The sequence below is a fragment of the Nostoc sp. genome (assembly GCF_036917535.1).
In the GTDB taxonomy this organism is placed as follows: domain Bacteria; phylum Cyanobacteriota; class Cyanobacteriia; order Cyanobacteriales; family Nostocaceae; genus Nostoc.
This window is the reverse complement of record NZ_JBALDA010000024.1, coordinates 35,912-60,238: the sequence shown is the minus strand read 5'-3', so window position 1 is coordinate 60,238 and position 24,327 is coordinate 35,912. Positions and strand designations below refer to the sequence as shown.

General features: G+C 40.6%; 11 protein-coding genes. 8 read left to right on the top strand and 3 right to left on the bottom strand.

Going from position 1 to position 24,327, the window contains the following annotated elements; translation table 11 throughout:
* Nucleotides 1-15 precede the first annotated feature (15 nt).
* From kdpB to V7K56_RS08400, 6 genes are all read left to right on the top strand, one after another.
* On the top strand, nt 16-2,160 hold the full coding sequence (gene kdpB / locus V7K56_RS08425) for a potassium-transporting ATPase subunit KdpB (protein WP_334909424.1): 2,145 nt from the start codon (nt 16-18) through the stop codon (nt 2,158-2,160).
* Nucleotides 2,161-2,166: 6 nt separating this feature from the next.
* Complete coding sequence (locus V7K56_RS08420) at nt 2,167-2,436, top strand: potassium-transporting ATPase subunit F (protein ID WP_334909422.1); 270 nt, start codon at nt 2,167-2,169, stop codon at nt 2,434-2,436.
* A complete protein-coding gene (kdpC, locus tag V7K56_RS08415) occupies nt 2,436-3,074 on the top strand; it encodes a K(+)-transporting ATPase subunit C (protein WP_334909420.1) in 639 nt (212 codons plus the stop codon). Before V7K56_RS08420 ends, kdpC begins: the two co-directional genes overlap by 1 nt.
* Before the next feature lie 352 nt (nt 3,075-3,426).
* Nucleotides 3,427-3,744, top strand: a complete 318-nt coding sequence (locus V7K56_RS08410) for a TrkA C-terminal domain-containing protein (protein ID WP_334909446.1) — start codon at nt 3,427-3,429, stop codon at nt 3,742-3,744.
* A 1,339-nt stretch (nt 3,745-5,083) separates the two neighbouring features.
* A complete protein-coding gene (gene pabB / locus V7K56_RS08405; RefSeq protein WP_334909418.1) occupies nt 5,084-7,342 on the top strand; it encodes an aminodeoxychorismate synthase component I in 2,259 nt (752 codons plus the stop codon).
* A gap of 582 nt (nt 7,343-7,924) precedes the next feature.
* Nucleotides 7,925-9,709: an iron uptake porin gene (locus V7K56_RS08400; RefSeq protein WP_334909416.1), complete on the top strand. Its 1,785-nt coding sequence runs from the start codon at nt 7,925-7,927 to the stop codon at nt 9,707-9,709.
* 461 nt (nt 9,710-10,170) lie between these two features.
* Here the strand turns inward: V7K56_RS08400 and V7K56_RS08395 are convergent, their stop codons facing one another.
* Nucleotides 10,171-13,026 carry a CHAT domain-containing protein gene (locus V7K56_RS08395; RefSeq protein ID WP_334909414.1) on the bottom strand — a complete coding sequence of 952 codons (2,856 nt, stop codon included), beginning with the start codon at nt 13,024-13,026 and terminating at the stop codon, nt 10,171-10,173.
* Between the two features lie 557 nt (nt 13,027-13,583).
* Here V7K56_RS08395 and V7K56_RS08390 point away from each other — a divergent pair.
* Nucleotides 13,584-16,877 (top strand): two-partner secretion domain-containing protein, encoded by a 3,294-nt coding sequence (locus V7K56_RS08390; protein WP_334909412.1) that lies wholly within the window; start codon nt 13,584-13,586, stop codon nt 16,875-16,877.
* 155 nt (nt 16,878-17,032) lie between these two features.
* Here V7K56_RS08390 and V7K56_RS08385 read toward each other — a convergent pair whose 3' ends face one another.
* On the bottom strand, nt 17,033-18,796 hold the full coding sequence (locus V7K56_RS08385) for a PAS domain-containing sensor histidine kinase (protein WP_334909410.1): 1,764 nt from the start codon (nt 18,794-18,796) through the stop codon (nt 17,033-17,035).
* A 63-nt stretch (nt 18,797-18,859) separates the two neighbouring features.
* Nucleotides 18,860-21,544 carry a sensor histidine kinase gene (locus tag V7K56_RS08380; protein WP_334909408.1) on the bottom strand — a complete coding sequence of 895 codons (2,685 nt, stop codon included), beginning with the start codon at nt 21,542-21,544 and terminating at the stop codon, nt 18,860-18,862.
* 913 nt (nt 21,545-22,457) lie between these two features.
* Here V7K56_RS08380 and V7K56_RS08375 point away from each other — a divergent pair.
* On the top strand, nt 22,458-23,906 hold the full coding sequence (locus V7K56_RS08375) for an MFS transporter (protein WP_334909406.1): 1,449 nt from the start codon (nt 22,458-22,460) through the stop codon (nt 23,904-23,906).
* Nucleotides 23,907-24,327 lie beyond the last annotated feature (421 nt).

Sequence of the window (24,327 nt, the reverse complement as noted above, 5' to 3'; positions counted from 1 at the left end):
CCCAAAATCTAATCTATGCCAATTACTACTGATTCTCCCTCGCCTCGTATTCCATCTGGAACTCGTGACTCGCGCAAACACACCCCCAAAACAGATATGCGGGGACTTTACCAAAGAGCAATTAGTGAGTCATTTATCAAGCTCGATCCGCGAATTACTGTCAAAAACCCAGTGATGTTTGTTGTTTGGGTAGGGACAGTTGTCACCTTGCTTGTTACCCTTAACCCAAATCTGTTTGGTACAATCCAGGCAGATATCAACCAACAACGCCTGTTAAACGGGTTGATTACCTTTATTCTCTTTTTTACCCTCATTTTTGCTAACTTTGCGGAAGCTGTAGCTGAAGGACGCGGTAAAGCTCAGGCTGATTCACTGCGATCAACGCAATCGGATACGATCGCTAATAAAATCCTCCCCGATGGTTCGATAGTAAAAGTCAATTCTACAGAACTGCGACGGGGCGATTTGGTAAAAGTCAGTGCAAATAATATTATTCCTGCCGATGGGGATGTGATTAAAGGCATTGGCTCAGTGGATGAGTCGGCAATTACTGGAGAATCTGCCCCGGTACTGAAGCAACCAGGTACAGATATTGCCAGTTCGGTGACAGGCGGTACACGCCTACTTTCCGATGAGTTGACAATTCGCATTAGTGCCGATCCCGGACAAGGTTTTATTGATCGCATGATTGCCTTAGTGGAAGGAGCAGAACGCAGCAAAACTCCCAACGAGATTGCTTTGACGGTATTGTTGGCAGTATTAACACAGGTGTTCTTGATTGTGGTAGCGACAATGCCCCCATTTGTTAGCTACATCGCCAGCTTTATCAGTACCGCCTTTGGGGCTGAGGCGGGAAACAGTTTGCGGGCGGGTGCTAGCGTTGCTATTCTCATCTCGCTACTGGTAGCTTTAATTCCTACAACTATCGGTGGTTTGCTCAGTGCGATCGGTATTGCAGGGATGGACAGAGTTGCCCAGTTTAACGTCATTGCTACCTCTGGTCGAGCAGTAGAAGCTTGCGGAGACATCAACACTTTGGTGCTGGATAAGACTGGCACGATCACCTTGGGTAATCGGATGGCTGATGAGTTTATTCCTCTAGATAATCACTCAATAATAGATGTGGCGCGAGTCTCCCTAGCTGCTAGCTTGTTTGACGATACGCCAGAAGGCAAGTCAATTGTACTTTTAGCAGAAAAATCTCAGGCGGCTGGGGTAGACTTTAACATTGACAAAGCCGAAGGTGTAGAATTTTCCGCGAAAACCCGGATGAGTGGCACGAATTTACCCGATGGTAAACAAATTCGCAAAGGAGCGGTAGAGGCGATTAAGGGATTTGTCCGTTCCCGTAGTGGCAACGTTCCTGATGATATAGATGCAGCTTATGAGCGAGTTTCCCGGTTAGGTGGTACGCCCTTAGCTGTTTGCCAAGATGACAAAATTTATGGTGTCATCTACCTCAAAGATATTGTCAAACCCGGTTTGCGGGAACGGTTCGACCAACTCCGCCGTATGGGTGTTAAAACTATCATGCTCACAGGTGACAATCGAATTACCGCTTCAGTAATCGCCGAAGAGGCTGGGGTGGATGATTTCATTGCCGAAGCGACTCCAGAAGACAAAATTGAGGTGATTCGCTCGGAACAATCTGAGGGTAAACTGGTGGCAATGACTGGAGATGGTACGAACGATGCACCTGCTCTGGCTCAAGCAAATGTGGGTGTGGCAATGAATTCGGGGACGCAAGCTGCCAAAGAAGCTGCTAACATGGTGGACTTAGACTCAGACCCCACGAAGTTGATTGACTTAGTAACCATAGGTAAACAACTGCTTATTACTCGTGGAGCATTGACAACATTCTCCATCGCTAATGATATTGCTAAGTATTTTGCGATCATTCCTACAATCTTTGCTGCCGCTGGAATCGGCGCACTTAATATTATGGGATTAAAGAGTGCCCAATCTGCGATTGTCTCGGCGCTGATTTACAATGCCTTAATTATTCCGGCACTAATTCCGCTTGCACTCAGAGGGGTGAAGTTCTTACCTTTAACAGCAGATCAACTGTTACGTCGTAACATCTTCATCTTTGGTCTTGGCGGTATTGTTGCTCCCTTCATTGCCATCAAACTGATAGATATTATCTTACCTTTGTCTTAATTTACTATGAAACCTATTCAGATCCGACGCACTATTCCTATATCCCAAGTATTAGAAGAAATAACTGAAATTTGGTGTCAATGGCAAAGACAAAAGCTGCCACTGTATTTGTTCTTGGCGATGTGTTTCAACCTAGTGGTTGCGCCTATGGTTTATGCCGCTACTGGCGAACAACTTTCCCGCAGTCAATCTTGGGGATTGGGATTGTTAGGACTGACGACGCTAGGGCTTTCCATCTATTTATTTTTTGTCATGTTTGTACCGGAGAAATTCTAATGAGTTTTGCACGTGAAGCTGGTAGAGCTGTTCGGTCTACCTTAGTACTGTGGGTTATTGGAGCAATTATTTATCCTTTTGCAATGATTACCATTGGGCAGATTGTGTTTCCGTTTCAAGCAAACGGTAGTCTCCTGAAAAATGCTACGGGTCAAGTTGTCGGTTCTGCTTTGATTGGTCAACCTTTTAGTAGCGATCGCTATTTTAACAGCCGTCCCAGTACCACCAGTTACAGCACAGCCGATCCCAAAAAGGACGATACGGGAGTTTTGAGAACTGGGGTTTCCGGTGCTAGTAACTTGGCTCCCAGTAATCCCGCATTGCTGGAACGCATTAAAGGTAAAGATGACCCAGATCCCAGCAAAAAAGTTGAAGGTGACTTCAATCGTCTGAAAAAAGCAGGTATGCAGCCGACTGGCGATTTAGTCTATACCTCTGGTTCTAGCCTTGACCCCCATATTACCCCGGAAGCTGCGATCGCCCAAGTTACACGAGTAGCCAAGACGCGGGGAGTTCAACCGAATCAACTCGAAACTTTAATTTCCCAAAACACCGACGGTCGGTTTCTTGGCATCTTTGGCGAACCTGGAGTTAATGTGTTAAAGCTGAATTTAGCTCTGGATAAAATTAAGGGATAAGGGCTTGGTAAATAGTGAATATGCCTCCTATTTTGAATAGTTATCTCTAGTAATCTTTAATGATTACTTAAATTTTAAAAACTTAGATTCTCGACTTATGTAATAAATCGAGAATTTTATTTTTAATAAAAAAAATAAATATATATAAATATATATTTTTAAATATATACCTGTTTAGCTACTTATAAACAAATATTTTATTTTATTAATGCATTTTATATATCTTCAAAATATATCCTAGAGAAAGCATACTTTTTATAAAAAGTATTGCACAATACTATTAGATAGAGTTAAAAAACATTTTGTGTTGAAAAATAAAAAAGCTTTATAAACAAGCCTATTTGGTGTTTTAATCCAAGCAAATAGTATTTATTGTGGCATTCATTTAAGTGACATTCAGTTATCAAATCAATGTGTTTTTCTAGGAATTTTAAGAGGAAAGCAAGTAATTTCAGCAACAGATAATCCTAGTCTCTTTCCTGGGGATTACATTTTAGCAATAGCAACCCATCACATGATGGTTCTCGCTCTCAAAGTTACTCTTAAAAAAATCCATTCTATTTACTATTCCCTGAACAGTTGCTTATTGGAAGCTCGACTAACAGATAGTCAATCTGTTAATTCAGATTACTCAGACCTATCAAGTACTTTCAGTTCCACATATTATTAGACAGATGAACAATTACCGAAGAAAGGCAGAGGACAGTTCTAGCTTGCAACAGGAGGAAGAAAATATGTTTTTACCTCATGCTTCCTGCCTTCTGCCTCCTGCCTCTTGCCTCCTTAACTTTACTGAATCTAAGTTCGATTAACTAAAGGTTTTTAATATGCATACCTCGGAGTTTTTCCGACTTGATGTATCCATCCAAAAAAGCATTCATCAGTCTACTCTGATTGAAGCTAACCTGGCTAAGGCAACACATAGTCATACAAAACCACATGACGGAGACGTTCCCTTTGTAGCAGTGTTTTTGGTTCACATTTCCTTCATGGTTGTTTGGACAATTGTCGTTTTTCTCGTTTCATTTGTCTGCAAGGCGCTAGAAGATCCCCCAGAAAATACGGTACAAGATAAAGACGAAATAGTAAGCATTAAACATTTAAAGCAACATACCTGTAAAAAATGCCAATTTTTTAACAATAACTATTTTCTAAAGTGTGCAGTACATCCTACCACTGCTCTAACAAAACAAGCACTCAATTGCTCTGACTACAAACCTAAATAGATGAGTTTCTCGTTATAAGTAAGTCGGCAACAAAAAAGCAAACTATGTAAAGAAAAATTAACGGGACTTAAACATTTTTGAGACAGAAACAAGCCTCAAACCTATACAGGATAAGGGAAATACACCGAAAGCTCAAAAACGCTTGAAACCCAGATATATCAAGAAAACAGGTAAAACGATGTCAAAGTCACTCTGTATATAGGTTTGATGGTTTTTTAAGGCTACTTTTTGTCTAAGTCCCATTAACTAGCCTTGCATTACTACCCCAAGTACTTTATTCGTGAAATGGCAAAAAATCTACAAACACATTTGGATTGTAGGGGATAAGATGGGCGATTGCGCGAATAGTAAGTAATTAGTCAGCTTTAAGTTTTATTCCTTTAATATGGGTGTCCTTACCCATCTCATATTCAGGGTGAGCAGGACTTCGACGTGAGCGCTGAGTCGAATACTGCCACCTTACAAGATTAGATAATTTATTTGTTGGAAATATCTTATGCTAGGATACTTTACAGGCAGTAAGGACAAGCTTAGGGACTTCCAAGTAAAAAAATATTCAATCGCAAAAGGACAAGGGGGACAAGGAAGAAAGAAGTCTAGTTGAGTAGACAAATTGGATAATTTATTTTTTGGAGTTCCCATAACCAAAATTAAGAACTGCAAAGTGTATGACAACATAACTTATTAACAAAGATAGAACCGAAAAATTTAAAGTAGCAGATAAATTATCTAGGTGCTATTGTAATTGCAAAAATGTTCTATACAGTCGTTAATTAAGTATGTATGCAAACATTAATTATTGATAACTATGACTCTTATACTTTTAATCTTTACCAGATGATTGCTGAGGTAAATGGTAAACTACCTCTAGTAATTTATAACGATCGCCTTAATTGGGATGAATTGAAAGAAATTGCATTTGACAACATTGTGATTTCACCTGGCCCCGGTCGTCCAGAAAGGTCAGAAGATTTTGGAGTCTGCCGACAGATAATTGAAAATGCGGATGTGCCCTTGCTGGGAGTCTGTCTGGGGCATCAAGGACTTGGCTACCTACATGGTGCAAGAGTGATTTATGCACCGGAAGTTCGACACGGTAGACTCAGTAAAATTTATCATAATAATTCGGGATTATTTCAAGGAATTCCTAGTAATTTTTCTGTGGTGCGCTATCACTCGTTACTAGTGGCTAATGAATTACCTGAGTGTCTAGAAAAAATTGCTTGGACTGAAGAAGGACTGGTGATGGGATTGCATCACCGCCATCTACCTTTTTGGGGCGTGCAGTTTCATCCAGAGTCTATTTGTACAGAATATGGGCAAAGATTAATAGCAAACTTTCGAGATATTACGCTGAAATTTACAGAGAAATTGTCAAGGAGGCAGAAGGCAGGAGGCAGGAGGCAGGAGGCAGGATGCCGGAAGGGGAGACACCCACAAGGGGCGGAGCTTGAAAACCTCTTGGCAGAGTCAAAAAGTCCACAAACGCAATATTGGATTGGATATGGATCTATTAATCCTGTTATAGATCGACCCCGCCAAGAACAGGAAGAGAAGTTTGAATTGTATACACGCAAGTTAGATATCTGCCCAAATACAGAACAAATATTTGTACAGCTATTTGGGGATGCAGCAAACGCTTTTTGGCTAGATAGCAGCCGTGTAGAACTTGGTCTATCTCGCTTCTCGTTTATGGGTGATGGCAGCGGAGCAAACAGTTTATTGGTGCGATATTATACCCAAACCCAAAAACTAATTATCACACAGTCAGATACCGTGATTCATCGCACCGAAAGTATTTTTGAGTATTTGAAGCGGGAAATAGACTGCCGATTTTGTCAATCTGACGAGTTACCTTTTGATTTTAACTGTGGATTTGTTGGCTATTTTGGCTATGAACTCAAGGCGGAGTGTGGATCGTTATTGGTGCATTCTTCACCATTACCTGATGCAATTTTCTTACTTGCCGATCGCATGATTGCGATCGATCATCAAGAACAGTGTCTTTATTTGCTGCAATTAATCAAAAAAGGACAAACACAAAAAGTAGAAACTTGGTTTGATACTATCCAACAACAACTCGAAACTCTCGATCCTCTTTTTTCTCTTGTACCCCAAGAAAATTGTCAGCCTGTTAAGTTCCGTTTGAGTCGTACTTACCAAAATTACATCCAAGATATTCAGCAATGCTTGGACGAAATTCAAGAAGGGGAAACTTATCAAGTTTGCCTGACAAATCAACTTTACACCGATGCCACCCCCGATCCATTGACGTTCTATTGCACATTACGTAAAATCAATCCGGCTCCTTATTCTGCATTTTTACGCTTTGGTAAGATTGCGATCGCCTGCTCATCTCCAGAAAGGTTTCTACGGATTGATCGCCAAGGTTGCGTAGAAACTAAGCCGATTAAGGGAACCCTACCACGAGGAGAAACCCCCGAAGCCGATTTTGTCCTCCGTGAGAAGCTACGCAACAACGAAAAAGAGCGAGCTGAAAATCTGATGATTGTCGATCTGTTACGCAATGATTTGGGGCGAGTTTGTGAAGTTGGTAGCATCCATGTACCCAAATTAATGGATGTGGAAACATACTCAACAGTACATCAGTTAGTGACAACGATACGCGGGCGGTTACGTTCAGATTTACAAGCGGTGGATTGCGTGCGAGCTGCATTTCCCGGAGGATCGATGACTGGTGCGCCCAAAATCCGCACCATGCAAATTATTGATCGCTTGGAACAAGAGGCGCGGGGAGTCTATTCAGGTGCGATCGGCTTTTTGGGTTTGAATGGTTCAGCCGATTTGAATATTGTGATTCGGACTGCTGTTTTGACTCCCGATCAAACCTCCATTGGTATCGGTGGCGGAATTATAGCCCTTTCTGAGCCAGAGATGGAGTTTGAGGAAACGCTGCTTAAAGCCAAAGCCTTAATCGATGCTCTGCTTCTGACGATACACGGAACATCTGAACTAGATATCTATCCCATTCTGGGATTAGAAACAACAACTGCCGATAGTTATGAAAAATTATCTGCCTAAATCAAGGACTTAAAAAAGATGGAGATGTGTTTAGGGTGGCTATCCTGACACAAAACTGGCTACTATAGACTCTTGAAACTAACATTTATATCCAAATTCCCTTGGGTTAAGGATTTTTGGTATTGATTTTTAACTTGTAGAGACGAGGATTTTTGTGTCTCTACCAAGAATTTTGGGCTTCACTGACAGTATTGACTTATATCCAACATTCAGCAGGTTGGAGGTTCAAAATAATTAATAATCAATAGTTACTAATTTATAATCAAAACCCCATAAATAAATGCACTTTCTTGATTCAGGAATAAATTTAAAGATAAAAAGCAATCACCGCAAATCAGGGTTAAAAACAAGCAGATAAAGTCCATAAATGGCACAAAATCGACTTAAATTCCCTTATCTACTCAACCTTTGGCAAATAAATTATCTGCAAAACTTGACAATTCATTATCTGTAAAAATTTTCTTAGATATATAGCTTAATTAACAGCAATCTGATAAGATTTTCCAACAAGTAGAATAATCACTTGTTCTCTTTTTCTTGAACCAACTGATTTTGGTTATTTTTTGGGAAAGGAAAATAAAAATGTCTCATTTATTGTGGAAAACTCTGGTACTAAGTCCAGTAGTTTTGGGAGTGACGGTGTTGGTTTCCGCTAAGGCTATGGCTGCTGCTGAAGTAGGAAGTTATTCTGAAGAGACAAAGCCAAAAGCTGATCAGACAGAAGCACCAATAGCTTCTAATACTTCAATATTTATTCAAACAGAGCAACCAAAAGTTAATCAGCAATTGGTTGCCCAAAAGACTAATGAAAATAAGGTTTTAGAAGAGGTTAATCGCTACAGCAGCGAAGGCAAAAATCAGAATTCACTCTCTCAAGTCACATCAGTTTCTCAATTTTCTGATGTACAGCCGACTGATTGGGCATTCCAAGCTTTGCAATCCTTAGTTGAGCGCTACGGTTGTATTGCAGGATACCCCAATAGCACTTACCGTGGCAATCGCGCACTGACTCGTTATGAGTTTGCCGCAGGTTTGAATGCTTGTTTAGATCGAGTTAATGAACTGATTGCGACAGCAACTGCTGACTTGGTGACAAAACAGGATTTGGCGACTCTCCAGCGTTTGCAAGAAGAATTCTCGGCAGAACTGGCAACTCTACGCGGTCGAGTAGATTCTCTAGAAGCACGAACTGCTGAACTAGAAGCCAATCAGTTTTCCACTACTACAAAATTGGTGGGTGAAGCTATTTTTGCCGTTACTGATATTTTTGGCAATAATACTGGCGATGCAAATAATACTGTCTTCCAAGATCGGGTACGTTTAGACTTACAAACCAGCTTCACAGGTAAAGACCTTTTACACACCCGTCTTGCAGCCGGGAATGCACTAGCCTTTAATCAAGTGGATAATGCTGGTCTTCCTATTAATACTGCTGAAGGTACACAAAGTTTTCAAATCGGTAGCACTGGTAATAACGGTGTAATTATAGACTGGCTGGCGTATTACGTACCAATAGGTCCAGTTCAAGTTTACTTTGCGGGCACCGGAGGTATTCATAGCGATTATGTACCCACTAACAACCCTTACTTTGAGGACTTTGATGGTGGTAATGGTGCCTTGTCTACCTTTGCTACTGAAAGTCCGATTTATCGCATTGGTGGTGGTGCAGGTGCAGCACTGACTTTACCCTTAGGTAACGGTAGCAGTTTTTTCAAACCCTCATTGACTATAGGTTATTTGGCGTCAAATGCTAATAATCCTGGACCAAATCAAGGTTTATTGGAAGGTAACTATGCAGCTCTTGGACAGTTGAACTTTAGTGTTGGCGATCGCTTATCTATAGGTGCTACCTACGTTCACGGTTATCATGGTGCTGGAGGTGGTAATTTATTCGATCTAGGTGGTGGTTTGGGTAGTACTAACCGCGTTGTAGGTACTGATCAAGCTAACACTCTAACTGCCCTAAACGGATCTTCCAGTAATTCTTATGGGGTATCGGCAGCTTTTAGACCCAGCGACAAACTGTCAATCAGCGGCTTCTTTTCTTACCACGATGTCACAGGCTTTGGTGCTGGTGATGATTATGAAGCTTGGAGCTACGGTCTTGGGGTAGCCTTACCTGACCTTGGTAAAAAGGGTAACGTTTTAGGGATTTTTGCTGGTGCAGAACCTTATGCCCGTAACCGAGGAGGAGCTTTTGCTGGTACTGGTAACGATATACCTTATCACTTTGAAGGCTTTTACAAGTATCGCGTGTCAGATAACGTCTCAATCACCCCTGGTGTAATTTGGTTGACCTCTCCTGGCCAAAACAGCGATAACGATGATGCATTTATCGGTACGCTGAGAACAACTTTCACCTTCTAAAGGTTTACAGCAATTTGCTTTAGGGACGCATAGTTATGCGTCCCTATGGTAATTTATCGAAACAGAATAAAGATGTCAGTCGTCAGAATTCAGAATGAATTTTGTGCAACGAAGGGATATAAATACCTTTCCTCTTTACTCAGTCAAGTTACTTTGGCAAACTACTAATACAGCACTGCGTAAATAAACCACTCATTCCAAATCAATAAAACGCTTATGCTGTATACCTGTTTGACTTTTGACTTTTGACCACAACAGACTCATGATACAAGCCCCTAAATTTATTTATGGACAAGAAAAAAGATTTATTTCGAGATGCGTTCGCGGAGCGTTTCGTAGAGAAGCACGAAAAATAATGTGTCCTTATTTCAAGCCCCTAAATTTATTTATGGGGATAATAATTTTGAATTTTGAATTCCCCAAAGGGGTTGACTTCCGCCTTGCGGTACTGGGGATCTTTTTCAAAGCCAATTACCGATCGCAACCATTGGTGCCCAATATGCAGGATGATCGTACATGGTATTGACACCTTCAGATGGCGGTAATTTCTTAGCATGAATCATTCTGATTTGAGCAGTTTGCAAAGCCTCTGCAATACTCATGCTAGTGTTGCGATAGTTGGTGTAAAATGTTTTCACTAGTTCGGATGTTGATTGATCGGTAACACTCCACAAAGATGCGATCGCAGTTTTAACCCCAACTTGCAATGCAACTCCAGCTAATCCTAGTGTGGCACGGTCATCGCCAACTGCGGTTTCACAGGCAGTTAGTGTGAGTAGTTCGACGCTATCTGATTTGCTGTTGAGGTTTCGCAGTGAGTTTTCTAATTGGCTAATAGTAAGTTTTTGGTTTTTCCCTGTGACAATGAAGGTATCTTCTGGGATAATCCCAAATTGAGCGTGACTAGCTATGTGAACAATGGGATATGTGGTTTTGTCAAGTGTTTGCTGAAAACTTTCGGCGAGAAAATTCTCGTCAATCAGAGGGGTGTGATTGGGGAATATACTTTCAACTGCACTGACTTCATCGGGAACTGCAAAAAGCTGTTCAAAAGTTTTGCCATCGATGGTGGCTTCTTTTGTCAAACCCAAAATTAACGCTTTTTGCGTACTGCGATCGCGTAGTTTAGGTGTGGTTAGTCGTAAACTGGGAGTTGTTGCAACTGCATAAGTTTCAACTAAATATTTGTTGAGTTTGCTGTCATAAAGCGCCGCCATTGGAACGCTACGCAAGAACCCATCCTGAATAAATACCAGAGTTTTGACTTTCTCCGGTTTGATATCCTCTGCAAAAGGGCGAATTATCCAATCATAAAGCTCTGCTGCAATTGTTGTATCGTAGTTAATTTCTTCTCTTTTAATTAGTCCCCTGCGAAACTCGGCAATTTTTTTCTGTAAGGTTTCACTGCTAACTATTTTCTCACCTTGTTGATTGGGGTCTTCAATCCACTTAAATTTAATTGCCTGATTGGGTAACTGCAATAATATCCCAACTTTGCCATCTAAAATTATTGAACTCAAAAACCCAGTATTCTTAAAGGCTATACTCTTATCTTTGAGGATTTCGCCCACCTGTTTGGGATTTAACCCACTCAAAATGCAATCATTGCCAAAATAATTCTGTAATTCTGCGAGTTTCAGAGCATCGATGGTGTTAACTACTTTCGATAGTTCCTTCGCACGTCCTTCGTCTGCAATTGCCCCAACTCCTAGCAAATCGAGCCGCGATTGTGCCAATGTCCGATATAATGGTCGAACGACATCGCGGAAATCAAACTGTACATCTCGTTCGGCAGTCAAAATATCCTGGCGGATGTCTTCTAAGGTATCAAATGCTCGCTGATAAGATGCGATCGCTTCTTCTTTTCGCTTCTGTTTGTCTAAAATCCGTCCGGCTTGCCACTCCCACAAATACAAGCTATCTTTTGCACTCAACTTGCTGTCTGCTGCGATGATAGCAGCTTGGGTATATTTTAATGCTTTTTGATTTTTTAATGCTTTTTCATTATCTGGGCTACATTCCCAGAAATGGCCCAAAGCACCATTAGAATAAGAAATTAGGCGCTCATCTTGTAATTTTTGACTTGTTAATACTGAGCTTTCGAGCAAATTTAATGCTTCGTTGTTCTCAGATAAAACCCGCCCAGTTGGACAGTAGGTAAACGGTGAAGTTCCTTTAGCATCGCGCTGCAAGTATGCTAAATCAATTGCCCCATATACTTTTGTGGCGGAATCGGGCAAATATTCGAGAACTTTTAAAGCATCCTTCAAAGCTTTATTAAACTCTTTATCATTAATAAATTTGTTCTTATTTGTCTGAGAAGCCAACTGAATAAAATTTAATAATCCCCGCATCTCTGCTAAAGGTTGTTTTTCGTTGCGGGCAAATTTTATACTATCTTGAAAATATTGATAAGCTCTGTCGTAGTCTTCTTGTGAATTTTGAATAAATTCTTTTTCTTTACTAAAAATACCAGCCTTCTTTGCCGAATCGGCTTGTAACTCTCGCAATTGACCGCGACTTTTGTATGCATTACCCAAACTATTAAATACCAAAAACTTAGATTCTGAAGCAACTTGTTGCGCTATATCTAAATACTTAATTGCTTGGTCGTAACTTCCGATTAAGCGATATGCTTCACCAAGAATACCCAAAGCCGCAACCTGACCGCGTTTGTCGTTGTATTTGGTGGCGATTTGTTCGGCACTTTCTGGAGTGCATTTTTCTGCCTGACTTGGTTGATTTTCAGTACTTTTCGGCTTATCTATTAGTTTGCCACACAAAAGTGCGATCGCTTTCCGAGGTTGTCCCAAATTGCTGTAAACTTGGGCAAGTTCCGACTTCATACGTCCGACTTGCTGGATATTTTCCACCGCATTATAGTCATTAATTGCCGTCGATAGGGATGTAATTGCTGCTTTGTTTTCTCCTATTTGTTGGTAAGCGCGTCCTAAGTTTTCATTCACAATCGCCGTAAACGACGGATTATTTTTATCCTGATTTAATGCCTCTTGCCAATTTTTTATGGCATTAAAAAAGTCTCCGCCATTATAGGCTTTAATTCCTTGTTCAACTAATGTAGTCACATTTGGAGTTTGTGCAGATACTACTTGTCCAAACAATAAACAAATTACAAAGGTTGCTAAAAATAATACTTTAATCAATCGATGGCGATTGATTTTTTGGTATTGCCGACTGAACAGATGAATTAGCCTTGTATAAAAATAAATTCCAGCGATAAAATCCGCTGCTCGAAACTTTAGTGGTCGCAAAGGCGCAGAGAGTAAGAGTTTGAGATATTTCTTCGGGTATTTCATATTTTAATTCTGCAACACCTGGTTTTTATGATGTCAGTTGAAATAAGTTATTTTTTATACAAATTGCTTTAGCGATCACCAGTTATTCCCAATCAATTGATAGAGAAAATGCTTGTATAGCTTTTATTTTTAACTTACCAGAAATCGGCATAGAAAACTGAACTTTTGGAAGGTGTGTAGTTTTATACAATTTATCTTGTATTTGGTGATTGGAGGTCGTAGCTACAATAGATAAAACCTGAAATAAATAAGTGGGTGTGAATAATTAAAGGTTTATAGTAAGGGCTGAAGCTTTTACTAATAGCGAATTTAATTAATTTTATATTGCATAATTTAGTTTGATTTATTCTTGGCCACTTACTTGCTTGATTTTGGCTCAATCTACGTAGGTGGACTTAGTTACTACGGGCGTTTGGCGCATTTAAGATACTGTGTAGACACACATTTTAAAGTTATAACTTCTTAAGCAAACTTAATATTACTCATGTATGGTATGAAGTCTTCTACTGATACGATGAGATTCTTATACAAGCATTAATACCCTCTGAATCTAGAAAATGAAATTACTTAAGGACTTTCAAGTGTCGGGGAAAGATACCTTAGTTTGCTGCTTAAATATAGTGGCATTGAGCGGATGCGTAAGTGTGTTAGCGGAGCTTACCATAGGTATCACATTTTCTGATAAACCTGCCTTTGCTCAGAGTAAAATTATCCCCGACAATAGTCTTGGCGCTGAAAGTTCTCGTGTTGTACCTCTTGATAGTGTTGGTTTACCGATTGATATGATTAAGGGTGGAGCGATTCGCAAAGCAAATTTATTTCATAGCTTTCAAGAGTTTAATGTTGGCAAATCTGGATATGTTTATTTCATAAACCCTAGCAACGATATCCAAAATATTCTAGCTCGTGTTACAGGTCAGAATCGCTCAGAGATTTTTGGTACTCTTGGTATTTTCAATGCTGCTGGTGTCACATCTAATCCTAATCTGTTGTTAATGAATCCCAATGGTATTGTATTTGGCAAAAATGCCAGCTTGGATGTGCAGGCTTCGTTTGTGGGGACAACAGCGAACAGAATTCAGTTTGGTAATCAAGAAGTTTTTGGCACCACAAATCTAGAAGCACTGCCATTGTTAACTGTGAATCCTTCGGCATTGTTATTTAATCAGATCAATAAAAATGCAGCGATTCAAAATAACGGTCTTTTACAAGTTCCTCTTGGTAGAAGTTTGGCTTTGGTTGGCGGTAACATCAATCTAGATGGTGGAATATTGTTTGCTCCTGGTGGGAAGATTGACTTAGGAGGGTTAGCAGAAGCCGGAACTGTAGTTCTAAATGTAGATGGCAATAATCTTAACTTGAAGTTCCCTGAAAATGTGATACGAGCAGATGTATCCTTTGCCAATCAAGCGTTTGTGGATGTACAAGGTGCTGGTGGCGGTAATATTGCAATCAATGCCCGAAATTTAGAGATATTAGGCAAAAGTGTTCTTTCTGCTGGTATAAAGGCGGGTTTAGGGACACCTGAAACTGTTGCAGGAGATATTACCCTCAATGCTACGGGAGATATCAAAGTTGCAGGTTATAAAAGTGGGATTGTAAATTTTGTACTCTCAGGAGCAAAAGGGAATGGCGGTAACATTACTATCGATTCTGGTTCATTCTCGTTACAAGATGGCGCTGCACTTTCTGCCTCAACTTTTGGACAGGGGAATGCAGGGAATGTGACAGTGCGTGCAAAAAATGCTGTTTCCCTTGCAAATACTGCTATCTTCAGCACAGTGGAAGATGAAAGTGTGGGTAATGGTGGCAATATCGATATCAGTACAACTTCACTCTCACTCACTGATGGCACTGTACTTTCTGCCTCAACTTTTGGACAGGGGAATGCAGGGAATGTGACAGTGCGTGCAAAAAATGCTGTTTCCCTTGCAAGTAGTACCATTTCCAATAATGTAGCAACAGGAGGTGTAGGCAATAGTGGAGATATCAACATCAAAGGTACTTTTCTATCCCTCACTGATGGCGCTAAACTTGAAGCCTCAAATTCTGGACAGGGGAATGCAGGTAACATACTGCTACAGGCTCAAGATAATATCTCTGCCAATAATAGTTTTATTCTCAGCAATATTGGCAGTCCTCAAGGACAGCAAGCCTTGGGCAATGTTGGTAATATTGATCTTTCAGCAAGAACAGTTTCCTTAACTGATGGGGCGCAACTGCAAGCAGGTTTCTATTCTGGGGGTCAAGGAAATGCGGGACTCGTGTCTGTCAAAGCTCAGGAAAGCATTTCTTTTACAGGTAAAAATAGTGGGATATTTACCAATGTAGAATCAGGGGCTGTGGGCAATGGTAGCGATATCCAAATCTCTGCGCCTTTGGTGAAAGAAACCAATGGTGCTGGAGTAACTACTAGCAATGCGGGACAGGGGAGTAGTGGAAAAATCACTATTACAGCTGGGTCATTCTTTCTCAACAATGCTGTAGTAACTACCAGCAATACTGGACAGGGAAATGCAGGTAATATACTGGTACAAGCTCAAGACAATATCTCCGCCAATAATAATAGTTTGATTGCCAGCAATATTGGCAGTCCTGAAGGACAGCTAGCCTTGGGCAATGTTGGTAATATTGATCTTTCAGCGAGAACAGTTTTCTTAACTGATAGAGCGCAACTGCAAGCAGGTTTCTATTCTGGGGGTCAGGGAAATGCGGGACTCGTGTCTGTCAAAGCTCAGGAAAGTATTTCTTTTACGGGTAAAAACAGTGGGATATTCACCGATGTAGAATCAGGGGCTGTGGGCAATGGTAGCGATATTCAAATCTTTGCGCCATTGGTTTCTTTCACCAATGGCGCTGGAGTAACTACCAGCAATAGGGGACAGGGGAATAGTGGAAAAATCAATATTACGGCTGGGTCATTCTTTCTCAACAATGGCGCTGGAGTAATTGCCAGCAACCTTGGTAAAGGTATTGGTGGTACTGTAAATATTAATGCGAGTGATGCATTGACAATATCGAGGGATAGTTTTATAAATACCAGACTTGGTGCTGGTGCAATTGGACGTGGTGGGGATATTAACATTCAAACAGAAAATTTTTTTGTAACGGATGGTGTAACAATCAGTTCTAGTAGTTTAGGTGAAGGGATTGCAGGTGATATTAACATCAAAGCTGACACTTTAGGTCTCAATAAAAGTCAAATAACGGCTCAAGCAGCCTCAACAGATGGTGGTAACATCAACTTAAACTTTGCCCGATACTTACTCCTACGCAATGATAGCCAAATCTCCACCAACGCAGGTACAGCCAAAAAAGGTGGCGATGGCGGTAACATCAGTATCAACTCAAGATTTATCGTTGCAGTTCCCAAAGAAAATAGCGATATCAGCGCTAACGCCTTTACAGGAAGTGGTGGAAACATCCAAATCAACTCGCAAGGTATTTTCGGTATCGAATCGCGTCCAAAACTAACCGAAAAAAGTGATATTACCGCTAGTTCGGAATTAGGCGTTTCCGGTGTAACAAATATTAATACACCCGATAACAATTCTATTCAAAACAGCTTTACCGGATTATCACCAAATGTCATCGATACCAACGCACTCATTGCTAATAGCTGTATTTCACGCGGCAGCAAGCGACAAGAAAACTCTTTTATTATCACAGGTTCTGGTGCTTTACGCTATACTCCAGGAGGTGTGTTAATTTCCGCGTACACAACTGGTGATGTGCGTAGTGTGGAACCAACACCACGTCCTTGGAAAAAAGGCGACCCAATAATTGAACCACAAGGATTGTATCGATTACCCAATGGACAATTAATCTTGAGTCGAAGTTGTTCAAAATAAATATTGCACATATCGGAAAAATTGCATACACAGTTTTCTGCAAAATGGGACGCACAATCATGCGATCGCACCATACAAAAATCATGCAACTATAGATGAATGACTAATGACAGCCAACAGGAAAATATTTCACAAATGATTTAGGACTGCTATAGTCAGCTAATAGGCAATGTAAACCAAAATGTTGTCCCTGCATCCAATTCACTGTTTACACCGATTTCGCCGCCGTGAGCATGGATGATTTGCTTACACAGATACAATCCTAATCCCAAACTTACAGAATTGCCGATACTTGTACCCCGAAAGTAAAGGTCAAAAAGCCGATCGCTTTGTTGTTGACTAATTCCTACGCCATCATCACTAACAGTACAATAAATCATCTCATCCTTACGGGTAGCATTGATTGTTAAAAGCAATTCCGGGGGATTATGTTTGAGAGCGTTGACGATTAAGTTAGAAAAAACTCGCCATAGTTGTGTGGGATCAGCATTTACTAATGGCAAATCTGCGGATACCAAATTTGTCAGTTTGGCTTGATTTTGTGCTAGTAATGGCCCTAAATCAGCGATCGCAGCTTCGACAACTGTCAGTAATTGTACGGCTTGAAGTTGCAAAACGATACCTTGCACCTCGCTGAGATGAGCTTCCATCAACGAATTAATTAAATTAAGTTGGCGATCGCTACTTTGAATCATCCGCTCTAAAATTGAGCGGGAAATCGCAATATTTTCCTCTGAACGGGCAAGCAAATTCTTCAGCACCATTAAAGTACCTAGTACTGGGTTGCGTAAATCGTGGGAAACTGCATGGAAAAACACTCGTAGTTCTTCTTCAGTTTGCTTGCGCTGGGTAATGTCTTCAATCAAACCTTCGTAGTAAAGCAGTTTAAGATGTTCATCACGGACTGCGTAGGCTTTTTCTGAAATCCAGACAATACTCCCATCTTGACGATAAATTTGGGACTCGAACTCGGAAACGCTGCCATACTTTTCCATCAGACGCACAAATTCTGCCCGGCGGTTCGGATCAACGTACAATTGTTCAATATCAGTGAAATTTGCTGTCACTTCCTGTGCTAAGGAGTAGCCATAAATCCTCGCTAAAGCAGGATTTGCCGTAATGTAATGTCCATCAGGACTGCTTTGAAAAATCCCTTCAACGGCGTTTTCAAAAATGCTGCGATATTTAGCTTCGGCAACCTTGAGTTTTTGGTAGGCAGATTCCAGTTCTTGACGAGCGAAAAATTCCGAACGTTGCAGGCGATCGTACAGATAAACACCGATGTCACATATAGTACAAAACCAGAAAATGTATAAAATGAACGTTACATTATATATTCCTGGGTGATCGGGGATTGATGTTTTTAGCCCAAGTGCTGTATTCACGCTAAAGTAGTAAATCAGCACACTCACTTGAGTCAGCAAGTGAAGAATCCAGCAGACGGGCATCAACACAGCTTGGCTCAAGAACAACAGCGACCAACCAATGGTATCGGGTAGCGCGAAACCAGTAAGAGTTGCAAACAACTGTGATGCTAAACTAATTGACCAAGAAGACCCTAAAAATAATAAATCTGGACGATGACGACCTAACTTAGTTTTATGTAAGGCAAAGCAAATAATTATACTTGCAAGCATTGCAACATCAATTACCAGGCGTTGAGTTCTAAGTTCTTCTGGTAGTTGCTGCAACTCTGCAAAAGGAAAAAACAAGCCGTAAAAGTCTCGCAAAGTAAAAGACAATAGACAAATCAACGCTAGCCATAACCATAAACGTAATCTCTGCCACAAGAAACGATTACGCCAAGCTCTATAAAGAGTGGTGATTTCATCTGTTGTTGGTACACAAAAGGTTTTTCTCCACCAGCTTTGCACTGTTGTAAATGGAGTAGCCATTAGCATCCGAGCAACTTTGCCCATACTTTGAGGGTGTTTCCTTTACTTAACATTGCCATAAATAACACCCTCTCATTTTTTGGTGATTTATGGGCGATTTGTTGCGGATGAAGTGAACAGAGGTAGTGTAAACCAGAAAGTTAATCCACGCTTGCGGTTACTTATAACTCCGATTTCGCCGCCATGCGCCTTAATAACTTTTCGACAAAGATACATTTTTAAGCCAATACTTGTAGAGCAGCAATCTTGAGGATCGCGGACATGGAGATCGAAGAGGCGATCGCATTCTACTTTACTCATTCCCACACCGTCATCTTGAATCTGAGTACGAATCATTTCCCCCTCAACGGTGGCACTCAGAGTAAAATTTAATCCTGGCGGATTATTGTGCAAGTTATGTGCGATCAAATGTGCCAAAACTTTCTGCAAGCAAGTCCTATCCGCCATTACTAACGGTAAATCGGCGGGAACCAAGTTCTTCTGAGTCGCTTGGTTTTGTGTCAGTATAGGCTCTAAAGAGGCGAATATTTCTTTTAGTAGATTGCTAAATTGCACAGGTTCGGGTTTAATTACTAGACCCTCTTTTTCTGCGGAATTGATTTCTAGCAATGAGTTAATCATTGCCAACTGGCGATCGTTGCCTTGAATCATCCGCTCTATGATTGAGCGAGATATAAGAATTGGGGAAGGTGGGGCCTCCTCTGAGGATAAGGGGTAATGGGCATTGGGGATTGGGCGTTGGGCAAGGTTATTTTCATTATCCCCTTGTCCTCCTTGTCCTCCTTGTCCCTTTGTCCCCTTGTACTCCTGCTCCCTGCTCCCCTGCTCCCCTGCTCCCCTGCTCCCCTGCCCCTGATTTAACAAATTCTTTAATACCATCAAGTTACCCATCACCGAAGTTCGTAAATCGTGGGCAACTGTGTGCAAAACTACATCTTTGACACGATGCAAATTTTCAACTTCTTGCATTTTCTGCTGCAACTGTGCTGTCCGTTCTTGGACTTGGTATTCTAAATTAGTGTTGAGTTCTGCTAGTTTTTGGTAAATCTGGCTTTGTTGAATCGCGATCGCTACCTGTTGTGACATCTGCTGTAACAAATCAATTTCTATTGGCTGCCAATCACGCGGCCCTGAGCATTGATTGGCAATTAACGCACCAAATAATTCATTACCTAGCATAATTGGTACGGTTAAAGTCGCCCTGGTTTGGAATTTTTGAAAGTGCGCTTTTACTTTAGGAGATAGTGATATTTGCGTTACGTCTTCAACGACACGCACAAGATTATCTTTTAGTAAATTTCGTAATTCTTGTAAATAAGCTTCATCACTAGTAGACCAGCCTGAGACTGATGGATATTTGGGATCTACTGATTCAGCAAGAGTTCTGACTCCTAAATTGGCATTATTTAAACCAATAAAAACCCGATCTGCTTGGAGAAATTGCCTAACTTCTGTCACGGTGGTTTGAAGAATTTCCTCTAAGTTAAGCGAAGACCGAATTCGCACTAAGGTTTCTGCCAACAAGCGATCGCGTTGGGCACAAAGGCGTAATTGTGCTTCTACCTGTTTGCGTTCTGTAATGTCGTGATGCACTGCTAAAATGGCAGGAGTACCATCCAAATCAATGACTTCGGCTGAAAGCAGGCTTGTAATTATCTCACCAGATTTTTGCCGAAATTCAATTTCCAAGTTACGAGCGACTCCCGTGCTTTGCAGCTCTTGCACTAAGTTTAAGCGATCGCGATCGTCTACCCAAAGATTTAACTCAAAAGAAGTTTTACCAATTGCTTCATCTCGCCCATAACCTGAAAGATTCACAAAACTGTCGTTAACTTCGATAAAGCGTCCATCTTGCAGCGTGCTAATCGTAATTGAATCGGGGCTGCAACTAAAAGCTTTCGCAAATTTTTGAGCAAGATTTTGTAAGGCGACTTCTCCTTGTTTGCGATCTGTGATATCTCGGACAATTGCTAGTACCTCATCTGCGCCACTAACTACCAACCGCGCCTCATAATCTCTGATTCCCAAATATGTTGGTAGTTGATATTCACAAGTTTGCAAAATTCCAGAATCTAAAGTTTTAGCGATCGCTACTTGGCTAATGGCTACAACATCACTCGGCAACAACTCTTGCAAGTTTTTTCCAACTATTTCTTCTCTCGATAGAGTGATATTTGCGTCCTCGTTTTTCAAATCTAGATACTCGCCATCGCGACTGATGCGAAACATCAAATCGGGGATAGCATCCAAAATTGCTTTATACCGTGCCTCACTTTCTTGCAATTTTTCTTGGGCTTGTTTTCGGTCTGTAATATCCATAACCAAGCCATGCCAAAGAAAATCACCTGCTGCTTGTAATTCGGGTTGCAAAGTACCTTGAATCCATTTAAGTTTGCCACTAGGCGTAACAATCCGACTTTCCCAATGCCAAGGTGTAAGAGTATTGCGACAAACAGCTATAGATTCTGTAAAAGCTTTTATATCCTGTGGATAAATCAGTTTGCATAACACCTGAAAGTCTGCCTGTACAGCTTCTGGTTCTAATTCATACAAATATTTACAACCAGAACTAATATAAGGGATAAATACAGAACCATCCTGCCGTTGCAGAATTTGGAAAATCATTCCCGGTAAATTGGCAGCAATTGTTTCCAACAGAGTGATTTTCTCTGGTGGAAAATCTGGTTTATGCGGTGATTTTATAATTTCATCCACTCTTAGACCCTTTGATATATAAGCAATTGGCATAATATTCAAGGTAATCATAGCCATTGTAAAAGTTTTTAGATGTCAGCGCGCGATCGCTAACAACAAAAAAATGGCTCTTATTTCAGAGTAATTCTGGATGCTGCGATCGCATTCACCCAATCGGGTGAACCATTTGTCAAAGAGCGATCAGTTCAGGAGTGCTGAGTCACTTTCAGGCAAAAGTTTCATCCTTTTCTGAACACTAAGTACAGTTTTGCATAAATTCATAGCTTTTTTAAACGCCAATGAATGCAAAGAGAATATAAAGGATATAGCACTGCTACGTCTCTACAAGGTTTATAGATAATAATTAATTTCTATAAATATCTAATAGGTGATTAATTAATAAAATTTTGTAGTCAGCTAATCATCATTCAAATACCATCTCCGTGTCTTTGCGTAAGAGTATCTACACATCAGCTTATTCTCATATCTTTGAAAAACAAATTCTGATTTTGGGGACATTTCTCTGAGAGAATGTTTGTAAAGTCAAAAAAGCTCGCGTAACAGTACTCTGTCAGTAGAAATAAATGCGACAGAGTCCGCTAACGTCGCCCAAAAATTTACCTCTTGATGACCAAACCCCGTACGAATTATGAAATATGAAAGCAAACTGCTTAGACCACAAGCGTTTCAGCTTTTCTTAGTGCCATTTAGTCAATGTATACATTTCAAATGCTGACTGTAACTCTTAATTTAGTTGTATATTTACTCTTTTGGGTGTTATATCATGTCCGGCTGATTAGTTATGATTCTTGCATCTGTGCAAAAATCTGAAAACTTTTTCTCCCCCTGCTCCCTACCTCCAGCAAGAACTGCGTTCTTAATGATAAGTCTTTAACCGGACATGATATTAGACACAGCTTAAAAGCCTAAAGTTAGTATAGTACATTTGTATAATGCGTAAATCCTAATTATTTTCTTAAATACTACATTTATGGATTCTTCTCAAATTGAAACAGGTGCGCCTGTTTCTCTAGAAATTGCTCAGATTGCCTCACCATCAACAACACTCTCTCCTACTACATCAACACTCAGCCCTCGTATTTCTAAAGATGCTATTCGCACCAGTTTGAAGGCTTCCACTGTCGATGGTGTTTTCGCAGCAGTTTTCTCTATTGGTACTGGCGGGATTTTGCTAGGTAATTTCTTGGTGGAGTTGGATGCCAGTCCAGTGGTATTTGGCATGGTGAGTTCTATCCCCATGTTAGTGAATCTCTTTCAGCCGATGGGTGCTTATTTGTCTGAACGCAGCACTAGCCGCTTTCAGTATTCCCTTAGCACTTATGGGATTGGTCGGCTACTATGGCTGATTTTAGTAATTGGCATTGTTAGCTTTAATTGGGGAGGGCTGAATTCCAACCAATTAGTGATATTGTCGCTTTTGATTCTCGTATGTAGCCATTTTTTAGGAGGACTAGGAGCCGCATCTTGGTTGAGTTGGATGGCAATGTTAGTCCCACGGCAATTACGAGGTAGATATTTCGGGCTACGCAATAGCCTTGCCAACTTAACCGAGTTGGTCGGTTTGCCAATAGTCGGTTTAGCTGTATCACATTGGTACGGGGGACCTATCCAAGGTTACGGGGTGATTTTGCTCTTAGGCATTATCTTTGGAATTGTCAGCTTGGGGTGTCAGTATTTTCAGGTAGATATAAATCCTCAATTACAAAATACTTATTATGGTAACTCATCTCAAACCAGTGAGATTCAGTTAGACTCGGCACCAAATGAACCTAGTGAGATATCTGAACCAATCTCTCTGCCGCAAATGCCAACTCCTCAAAACCAGATAGATAGCAGCATTTGGAAAAACTCTAATTTTTTGGTTTTTCTACTTTATTTCGGCTCATGGACGTTTGCTGTTAACCTGAGTGCCCCATTTTTTAACCTCTACTTGCTAGATACCTTGAACCTAGATATAAGTTGGGTAACTTTCTACAATAGCCTGCGAGCAGGGGCACACATGCTGATGCTGATCGTCTGGGGTAAATTAGCAGATAAAATAGGCAATCGTCCGATTTTAATTTCTAATGGAATTTTAATTGCCGTCGTACCCTGGCTGTGGCTGAGGATGGGTTCTAGTCCTCTCGATCTCTGGTTATGGTTGCCGCTGTTACACATTTTTATTGGAGCTAATTGGGGAGGAGTTGACTTGTGTAACAACAATCTCCAGATAGAGATTGCACCAGTAAAAAATCAGTCTATCTATTTTGCAACAGCAGCAGCTGTTGCTGGGGCGAGTGGTGCTTTAGGAGCAACTATCGGTGGCTTCATCGCTCAATTTGCTGAGTCTTTTGGTATAGCGGAAGTATTCATTGTATCTGGTGTATTACGATTAGCATCACTTGTGCCACTCATTGTTAAAAAAGATTTGGGTAGTTAGGGTGAATTTGTTTGTTATGGATGTGAATAAAGAATGTTGCACTCAAACTGAAGATTTATACACCTATAGGAAGAATTGTTAACTTACATATCTACTCTATAGTGAAAAAGATTAGTGACATAACAACAAAGTTAATGTTAGTGAAGCAGGTTCTAGAAATCTGTTGTTACATAAACTCAACTTTATCAATTTTTGGACAATGCTCAAGCTGAAGCTGAACATTTGTGGAACAGTAGTTTTACTGTTTCGATTTCACAGAGTTATCAGTGAAGTCGAGAAGTTTTTTGCCCAATCGAGAAAACCAAGTTCTTAATTTTGGATAAAGTTGTAACAAGCTAATATACATTTAGTTGGCAATCTGGTCATAATTTTGGTTTCAATATGCAATTTGAATGCCTATTAGCTTATCTGACCCAAATTA